This window comes from Lysinibacillus xylanilyticus (assembly GCF_001708185.1).
GTDB classification, from domain to species: Bacteria; Bacillota; Bacilli; order Bacillales_A; family Planococcaceae; genus Lysinibacillus; species Lysinibacillus xylanilyticus_A.
Genome location: NZ_MDDN01000018.1, coordinates 20,967 through 43,892, shown reverse-complemented (window position 1 = coordinate 43,892; position 22,926 = coordinate 20,967). Strand labels below are relative to the sequence as shown.

Below are 22,926 nucleotides of genomic sequence, written 5' to 3'. Positions count from 1 at the left end.
TTCATTAATTTCAATGTTCATAGAAGAGGATTAATTAAATTTAAAATAAAAGAGGGATACATATGGCTTGGGACAAAGTATGGAATGATATATTTTCAAATCAAGAATGGGGGAAATATCCTTCCGAAGATTTAATAAGATTTACCGCAAGAAACTTTTACAAGGACCATAATCGAAACGAAATAAGAATTTTAGAAGTTGGTTGTGGTGTAGGAGCTAATTTATGGTATTTATCAAGAGAAGGATTTTCTGTTTATGGTATAGATGGTTCAGAAATAGCGGTAAAAAAGGCTACTCAAAGATTAGACGAAGAAATTATAAATTGGACAGGGGAAGTAGTTCAAGGGGATATCTTAAGTATCCCTTATAAGGAAAATTTTTTCGATGCTGTAATTGATAGTGAAGCAGTTTATGCAAACGATTTTGATAATGCTAAAAAAATTTATAATGAAATATACAGAGTACTAAAGCCTAATGGGAAATTATTTACTAAACATTTTGCTAATGGATGCTGGGGGGATCAAACAGGAAAAAATGTAGGATATAATGCATGGATAGTTGAGGATGGACCTATGCAAGGAAAAGGTTTAACTAGATTTGCAACAGAAGAAGATATGAGGAGAATGTTAGAGAAATTTCATATTCTAGAGTTTGAAGCAATTAGTAGAAGTTGCGCAAATCAAAAACATTTAATAAAAGAATGGGTAGTAATAGCACAAAAGTGAGTTAGAATGGTGGTATTAACTTGAAACATTGGGAAACTATTGTTGTTCATGCAGAACAAACATTGCTAAAAACTATGAAAATAATAGATGATGCATCTTTACAATTTGCAGTAGTAGTTAATAAAGAGAATCAATTATTGGGTACAGTAACCGATGGTGACATCCGACGAAGTATATTACGAGGAGAAGAATTAAATACAAGTATTTCTAATGTAATGAATAAAAAGCCGGTATTCGCTTATGAATTCAATACAAGGAACGAATGCTTAGATATATTAACAAAATATAATCTAAAGCAATTACCTATTGTTAACAAAGAAAAACAACTCGTGGATATAATTTTTAAAGAACTGAGAAACCTTCAAGAGGGAAGTAATACTGTAATATTAATGGTTGGAGGTTTAGGAGCTCGATTACGTCCCTTAACAGATAATATTCCTAAACCGATGCTTAAAGTTGGAAACAAGCCAATACTTGAGATTATCATTGAAGGTTTTAAGCGATATGGTTATACAAATTTTATTTTATCAGTAAACTACAAAAAAGAAATGATTCAAAATTACTTTCAAAGTGGTGAAGCATTTGGAGTAAATATTACTTATATAGAAGAAACAAAAAGAATGGGGACTGCTGGGGCTCTTTCATTGTTATGTGAAAAACCTACAAAACCTGTATTTGTAATGAATGGGGACCTTTTAACACAGGTCAATTTTGACCAGTTAATGCAATTTCATAATGAACAAGAAGCTGTAGCAACAATGTGTGTACGTGAATACGAATATCAAATCCCGTATGGTGTTATTAAAACAGAAAGTGCGAAATTAGTTTCCATACAAGAAAAGCCTATACATAAAAGTTTTGTAAATGCAGGTATCTATGTTTTAAATCCGGAAGCATTTGATTATATACCAAAGGATGTTTTTTTTGATATGCCTACTTTATTTGAGACGATTATTGCAGACAATAAAGTAGCATCTATTTTTCCTATTCGTGAATATTGGTTAGATATTGGTAGAATGGATGATTTTGAAAAAGCTAAATTAGACTATGGGGAGAGTAGTGTATGAAAGAGCGCATCTTAGCAATTATACCGGCGAGAGGAGGCTCAAAAGGTGTCCCACGTAAAAATATTCGAAATTTAGCTGGAAAACCTTTAATCGCTTGGACTATAGAAGAAGCAAAAAAGTCAAAGCTTATTACACGTCTAATTCTATCCACTGAGGACGAAGAGATAATTGATGTGGCAAAGCAATTTGACTGCGAAGTGCCATTTATTCGCCCGATGGAATTGGCCCAGGATGAAACACCTGGTATTGATCCGGTCTTACATGCCATTAAACAATGTCCGGGTTATGACTATGTGGTACTACTGCAGCCTACTTCGCCTTTAAGAACTGTAGAGGATATCGATGGGTGTATACAATTAACTATTGAACAAAATTCTAATTTTTGTGTAAGTGTAACAGAGCCAGAATATTCGCCATATTGGACGTATACTATTGAAGACGGAAATTTATACCCATTGATAAAGCAAGACAAATTGACATCAAGACGTCAAGATTTACCAAAAACATTTAAACTGAATGGCGCGGTGTATGTGGCAAAAATAAGTGCTTTAATTCAAGAAAAAACTTTTTTGAATAGTAATACGAAAGCATTTGTCATGCCAACAATAAGGTCAATTGATATTGATACTGAGTTAGACATCGAAATTTGTGAAAGTATATTAAACAAGAGATGAAAATACCAGTAATGACATTAAAATGAAAAAAATGTTTATATTTTCCGCGAAGTGTTTTCAGAGAACTAGCATATAAAAAGCAGTAAAAATATCTAGATACTAATTTTAAACGTCCTTTAAAAGGATAGTTTAGAAGATTAGCAATAAAAATTAGGTTGTAAACACATGAAAAGCTATTCCTATTTGGCATTGCTAAGATTTGTTATACTTTTGAGATTAGGCACTATAAATAATTATTGGCAGATGGGATGTGAATAGTTGACACATTATCTGCCTTTTCTATTTGTTTATACATAATCACTTTTTGAGTGAAAGATTGTCAAATGCTTCCGATAATAAAAATAAGCTACTTAATTGTTTAGGAGGTTAGTGAATATGCGAATTTCCGCACAAGGTCAATCAGTAGATTCAGGCAATCCATCTAGTGCTGTACAGACTAATACAGTACAGAAAAATTCAAAAGTAATTGTAGAGACAAATTCAGTTGAGTTACCAACAATTGGAGAGTTAGCAGTACAAACAGAAGAACAATCAGTATCAAAAGAAAAACTAAAACAAGCAGTAGACACAGTGAATGAATTTTTACAAATCAACCACAGTTCATCAAAATTTGTCTTTCATGATGGCTTAGAACGCTATTTTGTTCAAGTCGTAGATGCAGAAACAGAAGAAGTCGTAAAAGAAATACCACCTAGAAAGTTACTAGATGCATTTTATGAAATGCAAAAGCTTTTAGGTATGATAGTAGACGAAAAAATATAAAATTTTTTAGGAGGGCTTTATTATGGTAAATCGAATTGGTGGATTAGCATCAGGGATGGATATAGATGCATTAGTAGAAAAATTAATGGCGACAGAAAGATCTCCACTAATTAAATTACAGCAAAAAAAACAAACAACATTGTGGACTCGTGATGCTTATCGTAGTGTAAATACAAAAATAGAAACTGCTAGACAAAATATTTATGATAATTTATTGCTTAAAAGCTTCAATACCAAAACTGCAGCAACATCTAATTCTAATTTTGTAACAGCAACAGCTACATCAAATGCTGCTGGTACACTTACAATAGAAGGTGTGTCTCAGTTAGCAACTGCTGCACGGACAACGGGTTCCCAAATTAATGCAACCCAAAATACTAATTTAAGAGATTTAGGAATCACGGAAGGGTCAATTTCTTTTAAAGCAATTCAATCAAATGGGAAGTTAGCAGAAAAAGCAACTAAAATTGAATTTGATCCCGATACTACAACAGTTAGTCAATTAGTTGAAAAAATAAATAAAAGTAATGCAGGTGTTACCGCAGTTTTTGAAAATGGGCGTTTTTCGATTACAGCCAAAAATACTGGTGATGTAAAAGGTGGAGCTGAAATTGTAGTTGCAAATGAAGATACTGCTATGCTAAATAAGCTTGGATTAGGTACTTCAACTGACCTTGCTAACAATGGTCAAAATGCAATGTTTCAAGTTAATGGAATCGCAACTGAACGCTCTACGAATTCTTTTGAAATCTCAGGGTATAAAGTTACTCTAAAGTCAACTTTTAATGCGACAAATACTATTAATGAATCGATTAAGGCTGCCTATGCTGAAAGGAAAAATGCTATTGATAGCCTCCCATTACTGCAAACTACAGCAGCCGATAAAGAAGCTGTGTACAATAGTAAATTAAATAATTACAATTCAATTTTTGAAACTACTTTTTTAACTGGACTAACTAACAGTGAAAAAACGGCTTACACTACTATTAATAATGCAGCTTTCTTAACTGGTTTAACAGCAGGAGAAACAGATGAATTAGCAACTTTGAATTTATCGACTTTAGATTTAGAAGACGCTAATAATGGAGTTTCTGAATCATTAAATATAAAACTTAAAGCACTTAAACCAGAACAGTTAACAGCAGTAGATAATCTAGATAAAACTCAACTTCAATCATTACAAGCGGTAGCTACTAAAGAAGTTGCTTATAAAAACGCTGATACAAAATTTTTAGCAGATTTAACAGATGCAGACATAGCGATTATCGCATCTATAGATTGGACAGCAGATAAACCGTTAGAAGGATTATCAGACAGTGAAACAAAAACTAAGTTAAGTAAGTTGAACAGTACTCAGCTACAAGCCCTCAAAGGTTTGGACACAAGTGAGTTAGGAAGATTTAAAGATGTAGCTTCTAGTCAGCTAGAATTAAAAACAGCTGAGACAGAAAAGATTTCATCTGCGAATGCTTTAAAAGCTGGTGAACAACGTATTGTCGATGCGTTAGCAACAGTTAATTCCGCTTTAGCAGCCGCTGGTTTAGCTCCTATTGATGAAACGGAAGATCCAGATAAACAGCCACCACAAATTACTGGACCTGGTACAACAGAAACACCAGTTACAATTACTTCTACAACAGATGTAGACGATATGATGAAAAAAATACAAGATTTTGTAACAATGTACAATGGGCTTATTAAAGATTTAAATGATCAAACGAAAGAAACAAAATACCGTGACTATGCGCCATTGACAGACGAACAACGAAAAGAAATGTCTGAAAATGAAATTAAACTGTGGGAAGAAAAAGCGAAGAGCGGTTTACTTCGAAGTGATAGTATTATTCGTGGTGGTTTATCAGATATGCGTAGTTTGATTTCTGAATCATATCCAGGTGTAGAGAATGAAAAATATAATACCCTTTATAAAATTGGTATTTCTACATCGAAGGAATATAATGACGGTGGTACATTAAAAATCGATGAAAAAAAATTACGTAAAGCATTAGAAGAAGATCCAGATGCTGTCACGGCGTTGTTTGCCAATAATGGTAATAAAGAAGAAAAGCAAATTATAGATGGTGTAGAAAAAACTGTTGATACAAGAGGTTTTCTAGTAAAATTACGTGATTCAATGAATAATTTTAAACAAGATATAGAGAAAAAAGCTGGTCGTGCTACATTGACTGATAACCAGTACTCTATCGGTAAGAACATTATTGATATGGATAAACGTATTGATACATGGAAAGACAAGCTTGAAAAAATTGAGGCCCGCTATTGGAAGCAATTCAGTGCAATGGAGAAAGCTATTAACAAAGCAAACTCACAGGCAGGTATGTTTGCGCAATCTGGTGGACAGTGATAAAAGTTTTAGTATAATTTAGTTAAAAGGTAATATAAAGGAGTTGTCTTTGATTGACAGCACAAACATCGGCTCATAATGCATATAAACAAAATAGTGTTACAACTGCCTCTCCAGGAGATTTAACGTTAATGCTGTATAATGGATGCTTGAAATTTCTGCATAAGGCAAAGTTGGCGATTCAAGATAAAAAGATCCAAGAAAAAAATACTAACCTTCAAAAAGCACAGGCAATCATAAGTGAGCTAATGGCGACACTAAATATGGATATCGAAGTTTCCAAAAATATGATGGCACTCTATGAATATATGAATACTCGATTAGTAGAAGCAAATATTCGAAATGACATTTCTATAATTGAAGAGGTTGAAGGACTTGTGACGGAATTCCGTGATACATGGAAGGAAGTTATTCGTATTAATCGTCAGCAACAATACGGGAATGGCGACAGAATATGATGGGGCCAGTTGAACGTTTGCTCTCTATTTCAGCTAGACTTTACGAGCATATGTCGACCATTCCTCACGGAGACGATCGAGAAGAATTTATCGAAAAAATAAATGACTTGCTTGACGAGCGCGGTGCAATAATCGAGGAATTGAAGCAATCAGGAAAATCTTTAGATGGGCATCAATTAATTAAACATTTACAGGAACTTGATCGAGGCATACAGGAACGATTACAAAAGGTTATGGCTGCAATTAAAACAGATTTGAAAACCGTTCAACAATCTAAAAAAACTGAGCAGCAATATTTAAATCCGTATAGCTCTGTCCGTGTAATGGATGGTATGTATTACGACGGGAAAAAATAAGTTAAAAGTACTTTTAAGGATTTTATTCATCAAAACCAGGACTCATTTATAAATGAGTTCCTGGTTTTGTGTGTTTGTTTCCAATAAAAATGGATATGAGAATTTGAAATAAAGCGCTAATAAATTGAATTACAAATATAGCTATACTTTGCGAATTATCGACAATTATTATTAGAAAAATTTCTAACCTCTCTTTTCTTTGTAAGAAAGACAAGACACAAGATGTATCTCATACAAAAGGGAATCATTTAAATAGTCATAAAATAGCCCTTTTTACGGTAGAATATGTTACTTATTCCCTCTAGATGTAAATCATGCATCGTGTCATAATCAACTAAATAGATGTTTAGAATAGTATTGGAGTGGGTAGATGATATTTAAGCGACAAGAAGGTTTTCGATTTAAATTCGATGAACCTATTAAAATGACGTTTGCGATCTATGAAAATGGAAAAGTGAATCAAGCACAAACGGCAATGGCTGACCTGCTCGATATTAGTCCAAGAGGTATGAAGATGTTTACTGAGGTGGATTTAGGTGTCAACCCTCCTCCTTTGGATTTACGCTTTGTTCTTGATACAATAGAGGTACGAGCTTATGGAGAAATCATTTGGAGTCGTCCTTTTGGCAATGGCAAGCAGTACGGCGTGAATTTCAATAACCAAGGGTCGGTTGAAGATTTAATTGTCGATGAATTGAAGTCGCGCCGAAGAAAAGAAGCGGATGAGGCAAAACTCAATAACGTTAATTCTTAAAAAAATTTGTGAAAAAAAGAATTATTTTAGAGGAATTTCTCACACTTGTGTAGAAATATAAAGTATAGCAGTTATAAAGGAGGAGTTTACATGTTAAACTTTAACATTCGTGGTGAAAATATTGAGGTAACGCCAGCTATTCGAGAGTATGTTGAGAACAAAGTCGAGAAAGTTGAGCGCTATTTTAACGAAGATATTAACGCCAATGCTAACGTAAATTTAAAGGTTTATAATGACAAGCAAACAAAAGTGGAAGTAACAATTCCAATGAAAAACTTAACTCTTCGTGCAGAAGAGCGTCATAATGATATGTATGCTGCGATTGACTTAATCGTTGATAAATTAGAACGTCAAATTCGCAAGCATAAAACAAAGGTAAACCGTAAATTCCGTGAGCGCGAAGGTGCAGGCCTTTATTTTGCTACTACGCAAGCAGTAGCTGATGTATCGACAGAGGAAGATGAGTACTCTATTGTTCGTACAAAGCAATTTGATTTAAAACCGATGGATCAAGAAGAGGCTGTATTACAAATGAATATGCTTGGACATGATTTCTACATCTTTACAGATGCAGAATCAAACGGCACAAATATTGTCTACAAACGCAAAGACGGTAAATACGGCTTAATCGAAACAACTTAAACTTCATATGTACAAAGGCTCTCGCCATAGCGGGAGCTTTTTTTATGACTTTATCGTCATGCTAGTGACAGTGTTTGCATGAAACTGTTACACAATGGTAAAATGAACTTTGAGACTATATAGGAAGTGAAAAAATTCATGGTAAACCTATTAAATAAATTATTTGATTTCAATAAGCGTGAGTTAAAAAAATTAGAAAAAATCGCTGACCAGGTTGAGGGATTCGCTTCTCAAATGGCACAGCTTTCAGATGAACAATTACAAGCGAAAACAGAAGAATTTAAAAAACGTTATGCCGACGGAGAGAAATTAGAGTCGATTCGTGCGGAAGCTTTTGCCGTTTGTCGTGAAGGGTCAAAGCGTGTGTTACAGATGTACCCATTCCGTGTACAAATTATGGGTGCTGCTGCACTAGATGAAGGTAATATTTCGGAGATGAAAACCGGGGAAGGTAAAACGTTAACGGCTACAATGGCTGTTTACTTGAATGCCATTACTGGTAAAGGTGTACATGTTGTAACAGTCAACGAGTATTTAGCGAGTCGTGATGCTGAAGAAATGGGGCATCTGTATAATTTCTTAGGCTTATCAGTTGGTTTAAACTTGAACAGCCTGTCAAAAGAAGAAAAACGTGCAGCCTATGAAGCTGATATTACGTATAGCACAAATAATGAGCTAGGCTTTGACTATTTACGTGACAATATGGTGCTTTATAAAGAAGAACGTGTACAACGTCCGTTGCATTATGCCGTAATCGATGAGGTTGACTCGATTTTAATTGATGAAGCGCGTACTCCATTAATTATTTCGGGGCAAGCTGGGAAATCAGCGCAGCTTTATAAACAGTCTAATGCGTTTTGTCGTATGTTAAGTGCGGAAACGGATTACACATATGAAGAGTCAACAAAAGGTGTTACGTTAACAGATGCTGGTGTTGAAAAAGCGGAGAAAGCGTTTGGTATTGATAACCTATTTGATTTAACGCATGTACGTTTAAACCATGCTATTAACCAATCGTTAAAGGCACACGTAAGTATGCATAATGATGTTGATTATGTTGTGCAAGATGGAGAAATTGTTATTGTTGACGGCTTTACGGGTCGTTTAATGAAAGGTCGTCGCTACTCAGATGGGCTACATCAGGCGATTGAAGCTAAAGAGGGCGTAGAGATTCAAAATGAATCAATGACGATGGCGACAATTACATTCCAAAACTATTTCCGTATGTATCAAAAGCTTTCAGGTATGACAGGTACAGCGAAAACAGAGGAAGAAGAATTCCGTAATATTTATAATATGAGTGTTGTGGCGATTCCGACGAATAAGCCGATTGCTCGTGATGACCGTCCAGACTTAATTTTTGCTTCAATGGAAGGAAAATATAAAGCGGTGGCGGCAGATATTGCAGAGCGCCATAAAGCAGGACAACCTGTTCTTGTTGGTACTGTTGCAATTGAAACGTCTGAAATCATTTCGAACCTCTTGGATAAACATAAAATTCCACATAATGTCCTGAACGCGAAAAACCATGAGCGTGAAGCCGAAATTATTGCTAATGCTGGTACGAAGGGCGCTGTAACAATCGCTACGAACATGGCTGGTCGTGGTACAGACATTAAGCCTGGCGAAGGTGTAATGGAGATTGGTGGTTTAGCGGTAATTGGTACGGAGCGTCATGAATCTCGTCGTATCGATAATCAGCTGCGTGGTCGTTCTGGTCGTCAAGGGAATCCAGGGGTTACGCAATTCTATCTGTCACTAGAAGATGAATTAATGCGTCGTTTTGGCTCTGATAATATGAAGTCTATGATGATGCGTTTAGGGATGGATGATTCACAGCCGCTACAATCAAAAGTTGTTTCAAGAGCCGTAGAATCAGCTCAAAAACGTGTTGAAGGAAATAACTTCGATGCACGTAAACGTTTATTACAATATGATGATGTGTTACGCCAGCAACGTGAAATTATTTATAAAGAGCGTTATGACGTATTAGAAACAGATAATATGCGTGTCCTTGTTGAGTCTATGATTCAAGAAACAATCGACAATGTTGTTGCATTATATACGCAAGGCGAGCAAAAGGATTGGAACTTAAAAGCCATTGATGACTTTGTCGGTGCAAATCTTCTAGGTGAAGATGATCAGACGGTGGAAGATTTCCAAGGCAAATCTGCTGAAGAAATTAACCGAATAATTTCTGACGCTGTTCATGCGCGTTATGATGAAAAAGAGGCAGAGCTTACACCAGAGCGTATGCGTGAATTTGAAAAGGTTATTTTATTGCGTTCAATTGATACGAAGTGGACTGATCATATTGATGCTATGGATCAGCTACGTCAAGGTATCCATCTTCGTGCATATGGTCAAAATGACCCGCTTCGTGAGTACCAACAAGAAGGCTTTGCTATGTTTGAGGAGATGGTCGATTCCATTCGCGAAGATGTAGCGAAATATGCGATGAAGGCAGAAATTCGTAGTAACCTAGAGCGTGAGGAAGTTGCAAAAGGTCAAGCTGTTAATCCGAAAGAGGATGGTTCTCCAGCACCGAAAAAGCAACCTGTTCGTAAGGCTGAAAATGTTGGACGTAATGATGTATGTCCATGTGGAAGTGGGAAGAAATTTAAAAACTGCCATGGTGCAGGTCAATAATTTTACGATTACGAAGAAGATCATTTTAACTATACGTTAAAATGGTCTTTTTTAGTACCCGAAACTTGGGTGAAAGATCACTACAGGTTTGGCAGTTAGCTGGCCGAAAGGGAGGGGAGCGGGGATTTTTTGCGTAAGCTTCACATTGCGCCTTGCAAGTCCCCTTTATGTTTTGGCAAAGAGCCTTTTTCTATTTTTCGTTTTATTGATAGATAATTCTGAAAAAGATACATAATACTACAACAATAGGTAAATAGTTCAATGAAAAGGGTAACGTTTATAACTTTTTTCTAATTTATTATAAAAGTATAAATAGTATGAAAGTTTTATTGTGTGAAATCGGTGTGGACTTACTTTCTTTGAATAAAGGGGGTGATTCATGTTTGGATATAAAAATTCTAGAGCATTGGAGTATACCAATATCTCTATTAATATACTCCTCTTTACTGGAAAATATAAATTTTAGGAGGATTAAAATGCATAGTGATGACATTATGAGTGGTGAAACGATGTTGTATATGCCGGAGTATGATGCCTTTGGGAACTTGTGTACACGTGTGATAGAAAGGGATTATCAATATATTTCAAAATTAGCACCGACAAAATTAATGGATTATAATCTACGCTATTTTGGTTCAAGCTTAAGAGGGGCTTTCGATGGATCGAAAATGATACTTGGAAAACTGAATAAAAATCCAATAGTTGTTCATGAACGAAGTAATATTGTATGGTTTCCAAGTAAATCTCCTCTACATCCTGAATGTATATGGTTTGCGGTCCAGCATATTGAGGACTTTCAAGTTGTGGATAAAAAAAATACAAAAGTATATTTTATGAACGGCAAGGACATTATTGTGGATTTAAGTTTCAGAGCATTTGAAAACAGAATTCAAAGAGCATATTTACTTAAGTATAAATTAGAGAAACGAACAAATCACTTACTAGGACAACATGATCGAGTTAAAGTATACCAACGCATGGCAACCCGAAGTGCTGTGTTTGAGGATAAAGCTTAAGGCAAATGATTGTCGTCCAATTAGTTATGTAAATTATGCTGTCATGTTAAAAAAGTATGTTTTCCGACGTAAAAACGTTATAATAAAAAAATACGGGGCTTACAAAAAATAGAGAAATGAGCATTTTGAATGCATTTCGAGAGCGATGAGAACTTAGCCATTGGGATTAAAGCACATACCGATCCTTGCGTTAACTCATCATGATTTTATTGAAAAAAAGATTTACAAGATTGCCCCATTAAAAATGTTCGGAGGATTTAACAATGATAGAATTAGCAGATGTACGTAACGCGTTAGACACTTCAGCCAAAAAATTGGCGGATTTTAGGAGGTCTCTTTGACTTAGAAAACAAAGAGGCACGCATTCAGGAATTAGATGAAATGATGCTTGAGCCAGGTTTCTGGGATGATCAACAAGGCGCACAGGTAATCATTAATGAGAGTAATGGCTTAAAGGCAATTGCTAATGAGTATAAAGATTTAGTGGAAACACATGAGAACTTAGATATGACGCTAGAGCTATTGAGAGAAGAGCCTGATGAAGAATTACAGGAGGAGCTGGGCACAGAATTAGTAGAATTCCAGCAGAAAATGGGCGATTTTGAGCTGCAATTACTATTAAGTGGTCCATATGATCAAAACAATGCGATTTTAGAGTTACACCCAGGAGCTGGTGGTACGGAATCTCAGGATTGGGGCTCAATGCTTCTTCGTATGTACACACGCTGGGCAGAAAAACGTGGCTTTAAAGTTGAAACAGTTGATTATCTTCCTGGCGATGAAGCAGGTATTAAATCTGTAACATTGTCTATTAAGGGTCATAATGCTTACGGCTATTTACAAGCAGAGAAAGGTGTTCATCGTTTAGTACGTATTTCACCGTTTGACTCTTCGGGCCGTCGTCATACATCATTCGTTTCTTGTGATGTTATGCCTGAATTCGATGACAATATTGAAATTGAAGTTCGCACGGAGGATTTAAAAATTGATACGTATCGTGCAACAGGAGCCGGTGGTCAGCATATTAATACAACAGATTCAGCTGTTCGTATTACGCACATTCCAACTGGTACTGTCGTACAATGTCAGGCAGAACGTTCACAAATTAAAAACCGTGAAAAAGCCATGACGATGTTAAAAGGGAAGCTCTATCAATTAGAGATTGAAAAGCAGCAGGCACAGCTAGATGAAATCCGTGGTGAACAGAAGGAAATCGGCTGGGGCTCACAAATTCGTTCATATGTATTCCACCCATATTCAATGGTGAAGGATCATCGTACAAATGAGGAAACAGGTAATGTAGGAGCGGTGATGGATGGAGATTTAGATCCGTTCATTAATGCATACTTACGTTCAAAAATCGGGTAATGAAGGCCCCTCAGAGGCACAGTAAAATTGTGCTCCTGAGGGGTTTTTTTGTTCTGCTAGATTAGCTATGGTTGGTCGTCCTATTAAAAAGGTGGATAATACGGAGTGTCTTGACTAATTTGCTTACGTTCATTCATGTAATGCTTATAAAGCATCGATGCATTGACAAATTGTTTGCTAATAGAAGCATATTGAACGGGTAGTTCAATTTGTTGATCGTTTTTCAGTGTGACGATACAGCCCATTTTACTCGGGACAATATTCGAAATGGCATGTAGTCCAATCCATATATTGTGGATGGAGTTTGGTGAATAAGTTGGTAAAAAAATACATGGGTAACCATAATCAAAAGTAACAACGATGGGAAGTTTATGTTGATTGCCGAAGAAGCGTTTGGCGGAATGTTTTGCTGCCTCATAGGTTGTTCCTAGTGAAATACAAGATTTTCGTAATACATGCAATGGCTTCCTAGTAACAATCAGTTCATTATGCTTGTCGATTACTCGAGTGAAAATTTTAGAGTTGTACTGAATTGGTTCTAGTAAGTAGGTGTTAAAAGACATTAAATATCCATTTACATAATTTGCTGGCATATATGTAGCGCCTCCTTTTCTATTTATTATTGAAGTGTAAAACACAAAATTAAATTCAGAAAATATAGATAAAGAATAAAAGCGATTGGTAGAGCAAGCAATTGCTTAGAGAATTTGCATGAAATGGCATGAGATTAATAGTAAATCGAAGTGAATTTCAGTTCTTAAGCATTGCTTTTTAATTTCAATTTTCATATAATTTAGAAAAGGATCGAGGTGAGGTCGTTGGATAAATATTATCCGTATACAGATTTTCTAAAAGCCGTTGGTCAGTCAAAGAAAGTAAGTGAGGCAGAGAAATTATTAAACGAGATTTATTTAGATTTATTTATAAATCATATCCAGCGTATGTATCGTGAAGAGCAGCTCATGGTTCTGATAGATAGAGCACTCGATGAAAAAGATGAAAAGGCCTTTCATCTATACGCAACCGAACTAAAAGCGTTACACCAAGTAACAAGTGAATAATATGACGAGCCCGCTCTCCGTTTAATGGAGGGCGGGATTTTTTTGCTACTTTCTTTGAAAGATTGGTGATTTGGGGTGCTTTGAACTCGTCGAAACCTCATATGGCTTGAGTGGATTTAGTATTAAGCCGAGCCGAATCTTTAAGGGGCCGAGCGATTCTTCGTCGAACCCGATCAGAACTGTGGCCAAGCGGAGCCGATGTTGCGGTAACCCGATCATATCTCGGTCAACCCGATCAGTTCTTCAGCCTAGCCGAGCTTACGCCTCCTTATCTGCTCGAATCTCCCAGGAATTGAGGAGTCTATCATCAAACGATGGAAATCGCCTCTAGGCTAATACATTTCCATCCGCCCATCTCGATTAGTTAACATTTGGAAAGGGTAATCTATTAACAGGAACTCCAAGTTTACAGATAGCACTTTAAGCTATAAGGAATTTCACTTTTTATTTCTCGCAATGGTCGAATGTATGAATAGGCTGTCAGTATGCACTTCGGTACGTATGTTCTATAAATATTCATCTCATTGTAGCAAAAGAATAAAATTTTACAAACATTCGTTCGTTAAATGTTCGAAATTTTAATAGTGCTATGCTAAAATATATGTATCAAATTGGTAGGAAAGGACGGGGACATGTGTGCAAACATTTGATTTACAAGCGCCATATACGCCAAATGGGGATCAGCCACAAGCAATTGCAGAATTAGTGGAGGGTGTACGTGCAGGTAAACGTCATCAAACATTGCTCGGTGCAACAGGCACAGGAAAAACGTTTACTATTTCTAATGTCATTAAACAGGTAAAAAAACCGACACTTATTATGGCACACAATAAAACTTTAGCGGGTCAATTATATAGTGAGTTTAAAGAGTTCTTCCCTAATAATGCCGTTGAATACTTTGTTAGCTACTATGATTACTTTCAGCCAGAGGCCTATGTACCGCAGACGGATACTTATATCGAGAAAGATTCAAGCATTAATGATGAAATTGATAAGTTGCGTCACTCTGCAACATCTTCATTATTCGAGCGTGATGATGTCATTATTATTGCATCCGTGTCCTGTATATATGGTCTAGGTTCTCCAGAAGAATATCGTGAAATGGTCGTATCAGTGCGTACCGGAATGGAAATTGAACGTAATCAGTTGCTTCGAAAACTGGTCGATGTACAGTATGAACGTAATGATGTGAGTTTTACACGTGGGACGTTTCGGGTACGTGGCGATGTAGTGGAAATATTCCCTGCATCTCGTGATGAGCATTGTATCCGCGTGGAGTTTTTCGGGGACGAGATCGATCGAATTCGCGAGGTGGATGCGTTAACTGGTGAAATACTAGCGGATCGTGATCATGTAGCTATTTTCCCAGCATCTCACTTCGTTACACGAGAAGAAAAAATGCTAAAGGCCATTGAAAATATTGAAAAAGAGTTGGAGGAGCGTTTAACTCTATTACGTGCAGAGGATAAATTATTAGAGGCACAGCGTTTAGAGCAACGTACTCGCTACGATTTAGAAATGATGCGTGAAATGGGCTTTTGCTCAGGTATCGAAAACTACTCGCGTCATTTAACATTGCGTGAAGCGGGGGCAACTCCATATACGTTACTTGACTATTTCCCTGAGGATTTTTTACTTGTTGTCGATGAAAGTCACGTTACATTGCCACAGGTTCGAGGAATGTATAATGGTGACCAAGCACGTAAAGGTGTGCTAGTTGAGCATGGATTCCGTTTGCCATCAGCACTAGATAACCGCCCTTTACGTTTTGAAGAATTTGAGAAACATATACATCAAGCTATTTATGTATCAGCAACACCAGGCCCGTATGAGCTTGAGCATACTCCGGAAATGGCGCAGCAAATTATTCGTCCAACCGGGCTGCTTGATCCACAAATTGACGTACGTCCTATTGAAGGGCAAATTGATGATTTAATCGATGAAATTCAAGGTCGTATTGCCCGTGATGAACGAGTCCTAGTTACAACATTGACGAAAAAAATGTCAGAGGATTTATCGGCTTATTTGAAAGAAATGGGCTTAAAGGTGGAATACTTACATTCAGAAATTAAGACGCTAGAGCGAATTGAAATTATTCGTGAGCTTCGCAAAGGTACTTATGATGTTCTCATTGGTATTAACTTATTGAGAGAAGGGCTAGATATTCCTGAGGTTTCGCTTGTAGCTATTTTAGATGCTGACAAGGAAGGGTTTTTACGTTCAGAGCGTTCACTCATTCAAACAATTGGACGTGCCGCACGTAATGCTAATGGTCATGTCATTATGTACGCAGATAATATGACAGATTCGATGAAAAAGGCAATTGAGGAAACGAAGCGTCGTCGAACACTGCAAATGGCGTATAACGAGGAGCATGGCATTACACCGAAAACGATTGTTAAGAAGATTCCTGATGTGATCCGTGCGACACAGGTGGCAGAGGGAGAAGCGTCTTATGTAACGAAGGCGACAAAAGGTAAGAAGCTGACGAAAGCGGAAAAAGAGCAATTACTTGCTTCTCTAGAAGTAGAAATGAAGGAAGCAGCAAAAGCGCTAGATTTTGAACGTGCTGCTGAGCTGCGCGATACAATATTTGAATTGAAGGCAGAAGGGTGAATGGCTTGTGAAAAATACTGAAATAGTCGTGCAGGGCGCGCGAGCACATAATTTAAAAAATATCAATGTCACAATTCCACGTGATCAACTAGTAGTGTTAACCGGTTTATCTGGCTCAGGGAAATCATCATTAGCGTTTGATACGATCTATGCCGAAGGACAACGTCGTTATGTAGAATCTCTTTCAGCTTATGCTCGTCAATTCCTCGGACAAATGGATAAACCAGACGTCGATGCGATTGAGGGATTATCTCCTGCTATATCGATCGATCAAAAAACGACGAGCCGTAATCCCCGTTCTACAGTTGGTACAGTAACGGAAATCTATGATTATTTACGTTTGCTCTATGCACGTATCGGTAAGCCTATTTGTCCAAATCATGGCATTGAAATTACTTCCCAAACGATTGAGCAGATGGTCGATCGGTTATTATCTTACCCAGAAAGAACGAAAATGCAGCTGCTTGCCCCAATGGTATCTGGACGCAAGGGGACGCATGTGAAGTTACTGGAGGATCTAAAAAAGCAAGGCTTTGTTCGAGTGCGTATCGATGGCGAGCTACGTGATTTAGATGATGCGATTGATCTCGATAAAAACAAAAAGCATTCGATTGAAGTAGTCGTGGACCGTGTTGTGATGAAGGAAGGTATTGCTGCACGTCTTAGCGATTCTTTAGAGACAGCATTACGCTTAGCAGAAGGGCGCGTACTTGTCGATGTGATGGAACATGAGGAATTATTATTTAGTGAGCATCATGCCTGTCCATTATGTGGATTTTCTATCGGTGAGCTAGAGCCTCGCATGTTTTCATTTAACAGTCCATTTGGAGCTTGTCCAAGCTGTGATGGCTTAGGATCAACACAAGAGGTAGATCTTGATTTGGTAGTACCAGATTGGGACCGTTCTTTATTAGAGCATGCAATAGCACCGTGGGAACCAACAAGCTCACAATATTACCCACAGTTATTAAAGGCAGTATGTGATCATTATGATATCCCAATGGATGTACCAGTAAAGGATCTTCCGAAAGAAAAGATGGATAAAATTTTATATGGTTCTGGTAAAGATAAAATCCACTTCCATTATGAAAATGAGTTTGGCAATGTGCGAGATCAAATGATTGAATTTGAAGGTGTTGTGCGTAATGTGGAGCGACGTTTTAAGGAGACCACTTCTGATTACGTGCGTGAACAGATGGAAAAATATATGGCACAGCAAGCATGTCCTTCTTGTAAAGGTTATCGTTTAAAGCAGGAAACTTTAGCTGTGAAAATTGCAGATAAGCATATTGGTGAAGTTACACAGTATTCGATTCAGGAAGCAGATACATTTTTCAAGGATCTGGATTTATCAGAAAAGGATATGAAAATTGCACGACTTGTCTTACGCGAAATTGAAGAACGATTAGGCTTCCTCGTAAACGTAGGATTAGATTATTTAACATTAAGTCGAGCAGCAGGGACACTTTCAGGGGGAGAAGCTCAAAGAATTCGTCTTGCGACACAAATTGGCTCACGCTTAACAGGTGTCCTCTACATTCTAGATGAACCATCTATCGGCTTACATCAACGTGATAATGACCGTCTCATTAGTACATTGCAAAATATGCGTGATATTGGTAATACACTTATTGTTGTCGAGCACGATGAAGATACAATGCTAGCGGCGGATTATCTCATTGATGTTGGTCCTGGTGCAGGTGTACATGGTGGTCAAATTGTAGCGGCAGGGACACCACAGGAAGTAATGGAAAATGAAAAGTCTTTGACGGGGCAATATTTAAGTGGTAAGAAATTTATTCCATTGCCAATTGAGCGTCGTAAGCCAAATGGTCGTAAATTATCGATTAAAGGTGCCAAGGAAAATAATCTTCGAAATGTGAAAATCGATATACCTCTTGGATTATTCGTTGCCGTCACAGGGGTTTCGGGGTCAGGTAAGTCAACACTTATTAATGAAATTTTATATAAATCATTGGCTCAAAAGCTTAATCGTTCAAAGGTGAAGCCAGGTGAACATAAAGAAGTAACGGGGATTGATGAGCTTGAAAAGGTTATTGATATTGATCAATCACCAATCGGTCGTACACCTCGCTCTAATCCGGCTACTTATACAGGTGTATTTGATGATATTCGAGATGTTTTCGCAGCAACAAATGAGGCGAAGGTACGAGGCTATAAAAAAGGTCGCTTTAGCTTCAACGTTAAGGGAGGTCGCTGTGAAGCTTGTCGTGGTGACGGTATTATAAAAATTGAAATGCATTTCCTACCAGACGTTTATGTGCCATGTGAAGTCTGCCATGGGAAACGCTATAACCGTGAAACACTTGAAGTGAAATATAAAGATAAGAGCATTGCAGATATTTTAGATATGACGATTGAAAACGCAGTAGTTTTCTTTGAAAATATTCCGAAAATCCAACGTAAGCTACAAACCATCGTGGATGTTGGGTTAGGCTATATGAAATTAGGACAACCTGCCACAACCTTATCTGGTGGCGAGGCACAGCGTGTAAAATTAGCCTCTGAATTACACCGTCGTTCAACAGGGAAATCATTCTATATTTTAGATGAGCCGACAACGGGCTTACATGCGGATGATATTGCACGTCTACTCGTTGTATTACAGCGTCTTGTAGAAAATGGCGATTCGGTGTTAGTGATCGAGCATAATTTAGATGTCATCAAGACAGCAGACTACATTATCGATTTGGGACCTGAAGGTGGCGACAAAGGTGGTACAATTGTTGCAACAGGTACACCAGAAGAAGTCGCTGAAGTAAGTGGCTCTTATACAGGGAAGTATTTAAAGCCAATATTGACACGAGATCGTATGCGTATGGAAGCTGTTTTAGAAAAGGCTTCTCAATAAAACGTCGAATTACGCATTGTTCTCTAAAAAAGTTCGCACTTTCCGAAGGGGGAGTTGCGAACTTTTTTATTACATAGAAATACAATTATGAGTCAATACTGGATCATTACCATAACGTGTGGTTGATTTCCGTTCCGACTGGGCGCTTTCCTGGGGGCGTCCGATGAGCCGCTTCACTCGCGTTGCTCGCTCCAGGGTCTCATCTGTGACGCTGATCCCCAAGGAGTCGCCCAGCCTCCACTCCAATCAACTGATATACATGGCATACGTTTTGAAAAATTTTAGTGATGGACCTTTTTAAGATTTATGAACGGCACACTCACCTCTAAGCTTAAAAAAAGATGTATCTCCAAAATTTTCATTTTAATGGTGAAACTTTTCACAAAATGATTCGTATAAATAGTATAACGAACTGAGGGAGGCTATTTTAGTTATGCAAAATGAACGTCAACGAATTTTAGAACTTGTGGAAAAAGGAACAATTACAGCGCAAGAGGCGATTACATTATTTGAAGCATTAGAGCAACCTAGCAAGTCCACTCAACATGTTATGAATAATGTGTCAAATGAGGGCCAGCATTCCTCAACAGAGAATGAGTCATTATTTAAAGATGAAAGTCACAAAGATGAACACAAGAAAAAAGACGAGGATTTCACTAAATATTTCGAAGAAGAAATGCGAGATTTTCGTAAAGATTTAACACAAATTGGTTCACTCTTTATGGATATGATGAATACAGCAGTGAAAAAGGTAAAAGAATTTGATGTATCTTCTCCGTTTGGGGATAAAGTAGAGTTTACACATACAGAAGAAGTTGCGGCAGAACAGGTAGAAAATATAGTTGCTGAATTACCGAATGGCAATTTTGCAGTGGAATCTACTGAAGGTGATAGCTTCCAAGTCATTTGCAAGGTGAAGGCACCACTAGTTAATGACAGTGAAGAAGAAACACGCGCTCATTTCTTAGAGCAATTCGTTGTGAAGGAGAATGAAGGTTCACTACGAATTTTAAGTCAACTCAAACTTGTTCAAGTAAATGTTAAAGTACTAGTACCAAAGGATAAATTGGACAAATTATCGGTACGTTTAATGAACGGTAGTGTTACTTTACAAGATACGGATTTTGAGCAATTAAAAGTAAAGACATTAAACGGTGCAATTAAAGGCTCTAAGTTTAATTTTGGAAAGGCAGAAGTGGATTCTTCTAATGGTTCAATTGAATTAACAAATGTCCGTGGTAAAGATTTAGAAGCTGAAACATTGAATGGTCGTGTATATTTAGATGGCGCATTGGATGAAGTTGAAGCAAAATCGGTCAATGGACATGTTGTTGTCACAACTTGCTCTACAAATTCATCAAAAATCAAAGCGCAAACAGTTGCAGGAGCTGTTGAATTGTATGTGCCACGTACAATATCGATCAGCGGTAAAATTGTTACGAATTTTGGTAAAGTAGATGTTGGTATTCAAGATGCCTCAAAGATTGAATCACAGGATCAATTCTTATCAAAGGTAGTACGTTTTGATAAAGAAGTAGAGAATGCCAATCGTCTATTTATTGAAGGTGAATCCAAAACAGGGGCAGTTTTAGTACGTTATACAACAACTGACGAGCAGCATATTTAAGTATAAATGCATTCAGGCTATGTAAAAAAGCATAGCTTGAATGTTTTTTTATTGTCAAACAGGAATCGACTTCTCTACATTAAAATCGATTTCTGTCTTTTTATGTCGATTTTCCTATCATTTTCGTTTTTTTTAATGGCAATGAAAGAACGAAATAGAAGGAACTGCCACGGAATGAAATGAAACTGTAATAAAAAAATAGAAATAGAGTGCTATAATAGTAAATGAAATACCTCTTACTATAAGTAAGAGATTTAGGTGGTTTAAATATGATAGAAATGAAAAATGTGACAAAGAAGTATCCAAATGGCGTAGTTGCGACAAATGGGATTTCCGTTAACATAAAGCAAGGTGAATTTGTCTACGTTGTAGGTCCAAGTGGTGCAGGTAAATCGACATTCATTAAATTAATGTACCGCGAGGAAAAAGCTACTTCGGGCGAGATTATTGTTAATGGCATAGATTTAGCTACATTGAAAAATAAAAAGGTACCTTTTTTACGTCGCCAGCTTGGCGTTGTATTCCAGGATTTTAAACTGCTCCCTCGTTTGAATGTTTATGAAAACGTAGCGTTTGCACTAGAGGTAATTGAGGAGGACCCAGTGGAAATCCGTCGCCGAGTAATGGAGGTTTTGGAATTAGTGGGACTGAAGAATAAGGCAAGAATGTTCCCTAATGAACTTTCAGGTGGTGAACAGCAGCGTGTTTCGATTGCGCGTTCTGTTGTTAATGTGCCAAAGGTCGTTATTGCAGATGAACCTACTGGGAATCTTGATCCTGAGACATCGTGGGACATTATGAATTTATTTGAGGAAATTAATGCACGAGGTACAACGATTGTAATGGCAACCCATAACCGAGAAATCGTGAATACGATTCGTCGTCGGGTAATTGCCATTGAAGGCGGCATGATTGTACGTGATGAGCACGGAGGTGATTACGGCTATGAAATTTAGTACGTTGAAACGTCATCTCCGAGAAAGTGTAAAGTCACTTGGTCGTAACAGCTGGATGACCATTGCCTCAGTGAGTGCGGTTACAGTTACATTAATATTAGTAGGCGTATTTGCGCTTATTATGATGAATTTAAATAAAGTAGCAAATGATTTAGAGAATGATGTTGAAATTAAAGTGTTAATTGATGAAACAGCTGATAAAGCTGCTGAAAAAACACTCATGGAAAAAATAAAGAAATTGCCAGGTGTCGAAGAGATGAGTTATTCGACAAAGGAAAATGAGTTAACTAAATTAGTAAAAGATTTTGGGGACGATTTTAAACTATTTGAACAAAGTAACCCATTACGTAATGTTATTTATGTGAAGGCTTCAGATCCTCAGCAAACAGCTGCTGTAGCCAAGAAAATTGATAAATTTGAGTATACATATGATGTTATGTATGGTGAAGGCAAAGTAGAAAAGCTTTTCAACTTCTTAAATACTAGCCGTAACGTAGGTGTAGTGCTCATTTTAGGATTATTGTTTACAGCCATTTTCTTAATTTCTAATACGATTCGAATTACGATTATTGCACGTCGTGATGAAATAGAAATTATGAAACTTGTAGGGGCAACGAATTCATTCGTACGCATACCGTTTTTATTAGAAGGAATGTGGCTCGGACTTTTAGGCTCTATTATTCCGATTGCGGTGATTGCAACTCTTTACCACAATGTATATAGAATTATTGCGCCTCGCTTAAAAGGTGAGCTTATTCAAGTACTTGATTTCTCACCACTTGTGTACCAAGTAAGTGCGCTTCTATTACTAATTGGTGTACTAATCGGTATTTGGGGAAGTTTCATGTCAGTACGTAAGTTTTTAAAAATCTAACTTTAAGGATATGGAACGAGTAAAGAAGCCATCAGTAGTATCTTGAAAAGTGCCGTCCGTAACGAAAATCAACCCAATAGGTGA

At 37.1% G+C, this 22,926-nt stretch carries 19 protein-coding genes; 18 read left to right on the top strand and 1 reads right to left on the bottom strand.

Annotated elements, in window-relative coordinates:
* Nucleotides 1–62 precede the first annotated feature (62 nt).
* From BFJ97_RS20435 to prfB, 12 genes are all read left to right on the top strand, one after another.
* Entirely contained in the window at nt 63–725 is a 663-nt protein-coding gene (locus BFJ97_RS20435) for a class I SAM-dependent methyltransferase (protein WP_068986491.1), read from the top strand.
* Between the two features lie 20 nt (nt 726–745).
* Complete coding sequence (locus BFJ97_RS20430) at nt 746–1,792, top strand: nucleotidyltransferase family protein (RefSeq protein WP_068986490.1); 1,047 nt, start codon at nt 746–748, stop codon at nt 1,790–1,792.
* Nucleotides 1,789–2,466, top strand: a complete 678-nt coding sequence (locus tag BFJ97_RS20425) for an acylneuraminate cytidylyltransferase family protein (RefSeq protein ID WP_068986489.1) — start codon at nt 1,789–1,791, stop codon at nt 2,464–2,466. Before BFJ97_RS20430 ends, BFJ97_RS20425 begins: the two co-directional genes overlap by 4 nt.
* A gap of 375 nt (nt 2,467–2,841) precedes the next feature.
* Nucleotides 2,842–3,228: a flagellar protein FlaG gene (locus BFJ97_RS20420; protein WP_068986488.1), complete on the top strand. Its 387-nt coding sequence runs from the start codon at nt 2,842–2,844 to the stop codon at nt 3,226–3,228.
* Between the two features lie 22 nt (nt 3,229–3,250).
* Complete coding sequence (gene fliD, locus BFJ97_RS20415) at nt 3,251–5,593, top strand: flagellar filament capping protein FliD (RefSeq protein WP_068986487.1); 2,343 nt, start codon at nt 3,251–3,253, stop codon at nt 5,591–5,593.
* Between the two features lie 53 nt (nt 5,594–5,646).
* On the top strand, nt 5,647–6,051 hold the full coding sequence (gene fliS / locus BFJ97_RS20410; protein WP_068986486.1) for a flagellar export chaperone FliS: 405 nt from the start codon (nt 5,647–5,649) through the stop codon (nt 6,049–6,051).
* Complete coding sequence (locus tag BFJ97_RS20405) at nt 6,048–6,407, top strand: flagellar protein FliT (protein ID WP_368072755.1); 360 nt, start codon at nt 6,048–6,050, stop codon at nt 6,405–6,407. Before fliS ends, BFJ97_RS20405 begins: the two co-directional genes overlap by 4 nt.
* A 370-nt stretch (nt 6,408–6,777) precedes the next feature.
* Nucleotides 6,778–7,161 (top strand): PilZ domain-containing protein, encoded by a 384-nt coding sequence (locus BFJ97_RS20400; protein WP_068986484.1) that lies wholly within the window; start codon nt 6,778–6,780, stop codon nt 7,159–7,161.
* A 90-nt stretch (nt 7,162–7,251) separates the two neighbouring features.
* Nucleotides 7,252–7,803, top strand: a complete 552-nt coding sequence (gene hpf / locus BFJ97_RS20395) for a ribosome hibernation-promoting factor, HPF/YfiA family (RefSeq protein WP_068986483.1) — start codon at nt 7,252–7,254, stop codon at nt 7,801–7,803.
* A 138-nt stretch (nt 7,804–7,941) separates the two neighbouring features.
* On the top strand, nt 7,942–10,452 hold the full coding sequence (gene secA, locus BFJ97_RS20390) for a preprotein translocase subunit SecA (RefSeq protein WP_068986482.1): 2,511 nt from the start codon (nt 7,942–7,944) through the stop codon (nt 10,450–10,452).
* Nucleotides 10,453–10,928: 476 nt separating this feature from the next.
* Nucleotides 10,929–11,468 (top strand): competence protein ComK, encoded by a 540-nt coding sequence (locus BFJ97_RS20385; protein ID WP_068986481.1) that lies wholly within the window; start codon nt 10,929–10,931, stop codon nt 11,466–11,468.
* A gap of 263 nt (nt 11,469–11,731) precedes the next feature.
* Nucleotides 11,732–12,836, top strand: a protein-coding gene (gene prfB, locus BFJ97_RS20380; protein ID WP_263297355.1) for a peptide chain release factor 2 whose coding sequence is annotated in 2 segments (ribosomal slippage) — nt 11,732–11,806 and nt 11,808–12,836 — 1,104 coding nt in all. Because the reading frame shifts where the segments join, the coding sequence is not laid out codon by codon here.
* An 83-nt stretch (nt 12,837–12,919) separates the two neighbouring features.
* On the opposite strand, the gene BFJ97_RS20375 is transcribed toward prfB, so the two are convergent.
* Nucleotides 12,920–13,429, bottom strand: coding sequence for a competence protein ComK (locus BFJ97_RS20375; protein WP_068986480.1), 510 nt, complete (start codon nt 13,427–13,429; stop codon nt 12,920–12,922).
* A gap of 225 nt (nt 13,430–13,654) precedes the next feature.
* On the opposite strand from BFJ97_RS20375, the gene BFJ97_RS20370 reads away from it, so the two are divergent.
* The 6 genes from BFJ97_RS20370 (at nt 13,655) to ftsX (ending at nt 22,842) form a co-directional block, all read left to right on the top strand.
* Entirely contained in the window at nt 13,655–13,897 is a 243-nt protein-coding gene (locus BFJ97_RS20370) for an IDEAL domain-containing protein (protein ID WP_068986479.1), read from the top strand.
* A gap of 636 nt (nt 13,898–14,533) precedes the next feature.
* On the top strand, nt 14,534–16,513 hold the full coding sequence (uvrB, locus tag BFJ97_RS20365) for an excinuclease ABC subunit UvrB (RefSeq protein WP_068986478.1): 1,980 nt from the start codon (nt 14,534–14,536) through the stop codon (nt 16,511–16,513).
* Between the two features lie 7 nt (nt 16,514–16,520).
* On the top strand, nt 16,521–19,385 hold the full coding sequence (gene uvrA, locus BFJ97_RS20360; RefSeq protein WP_068986477.1) for an excinuclease ABC subunit UvrA: 2,865 nt from the start codon (nt 16,521–16,523) through the stop codon (nt 19,383–19,385).
* A gap of 433 nt (nt 19,386–19,818) precedes the next feature.
* Nucleotides 19,819–21,012: a DUF4097 family beta strand repeat-containing protein gene (locus BFJ97_RS20355; protein WP_068986476.1), complete on the top strand. Its 1,194-nt coding sequence runs from the start codon at nt 19,819–19,821 to the stop codon at nt 21,010–21,012.
* Nucleotides 21,013–21,281: 269 nt separating this feature from the next.
* Nucleotides 21,282–21,968: a cell division ATP-binding protein FtsE gene (gene ftsE / locus BFJ97_RS20350; protein ID WP_068986475.1), complete on the top strand. Its 687-nt coding sequence runs from the start codon at nt 21,282–21,284 to the stop codon at nt 21,966–21,968.
* Nucleotides 21,958–22,842 (top strand): permease-like cell division protein FtsX, encoded by an 885-nt coding sequence (gene ftsX, locus BFJ97_RS20345; protein ID WP_068986474.1) that lies wholly within the window; start codon nt 21,958–21,960, stop codon nt 22,840–22,842. The genes ftsE and ftsX overlap by 11 nt, the downstream gene beginning before the upstream one ends.
* Nucleotides 22,843–22,926: the final 84 nt, after the last annotated feature.

Bases quoted from the DNA above. Each gene is read 5' to 3' on its own strand.
- secA (WP_068986482.1), top strand. From the start codon at position 7,942: ATGGTAAACCTATTAAATAAATTATTTGATTTCAATAAGCGTGAGTTA.
- BFJ97_RS20375 (WP_068986480.1), bottom strand. From the start codon at position 13,429: ATGCCAGCAAATTATGTAAATGGATATTTAATGTCTTTTAACACCTAC.
- BFJ97_RS20385 (WP_068986481.1), top strand. From the start codon at position 10,929: ATGCATAGTGATGACATTATGAGTGGTGAAACGATGTTGTATATGCCG.
- BFJ97_RS20400 (WP_068986484.1), top strand. From the start codon at position 6,778: ATGATATTTAAGCGACAAGAAGGTTTTCGATTTAAATTCGATGAACCT.
- ftsX (WP_068986474.1), top strand. From the start codon at position 21,958: ATGAAATTTAGTACGTTGAAACGTCATCTCCGAGAAAGTGTAAAGTCA.
- BFJ97_RS20425 (WP_068986489.1), top strand. From the start codon at position 1,789: ATGAAAGAGCGCATCTTAGCAATTATACCGGCGAGAGGAGGCTCAAAA.
- BFJ97_RS20355 (WP_068986476.1), top strand. From the start codon at position 19,819: ATGCAAAATGAACGTCAACGAATTTTAGAACTTGTGGAAAAAGGAACA.
- BFJ97_RS20435 (WP_068986491.1), top strand. From the start codon at position 63: ATGGCTTGGGACAAAGTATGGAATGATATATTTTCAAATCAAGAATGG.
- BFJ97_RS20420 (WP_068986488.1), top strand. From the start codon at position 2,842: ATGCGAATTTCCGCACAAGGTCAATCAGTAGATTCAGGCAATCCATCT.
- ftsE (WP_068986475.1), top strand. From the start codon at position 21,282: ATGATAGAAATGAAAAATGTGACAAAGAAGTATCCAAATGGCGTAGTT.
- BFJ97_RS20405 (WP_368072755.1), top strand. From the start codon at position 6,048: ATGATGGGGCCAGTTGAACGTTTGCTCTCTATTTCAGCTAGACTTTAC.
- hpf (WP_068986483.1), top strand. From the start codon at position 7,252: ATGTTAAACTTTAACATTCGTGGTGAAAATATTGAGGTAACGCCAGCT.
- fliD (WP_068986487.1), top strand. From the start codon at position 3,251: ATGGTAAATCGAATTGGTGGATTAGCATCAGGGATGGATATAGATGCA.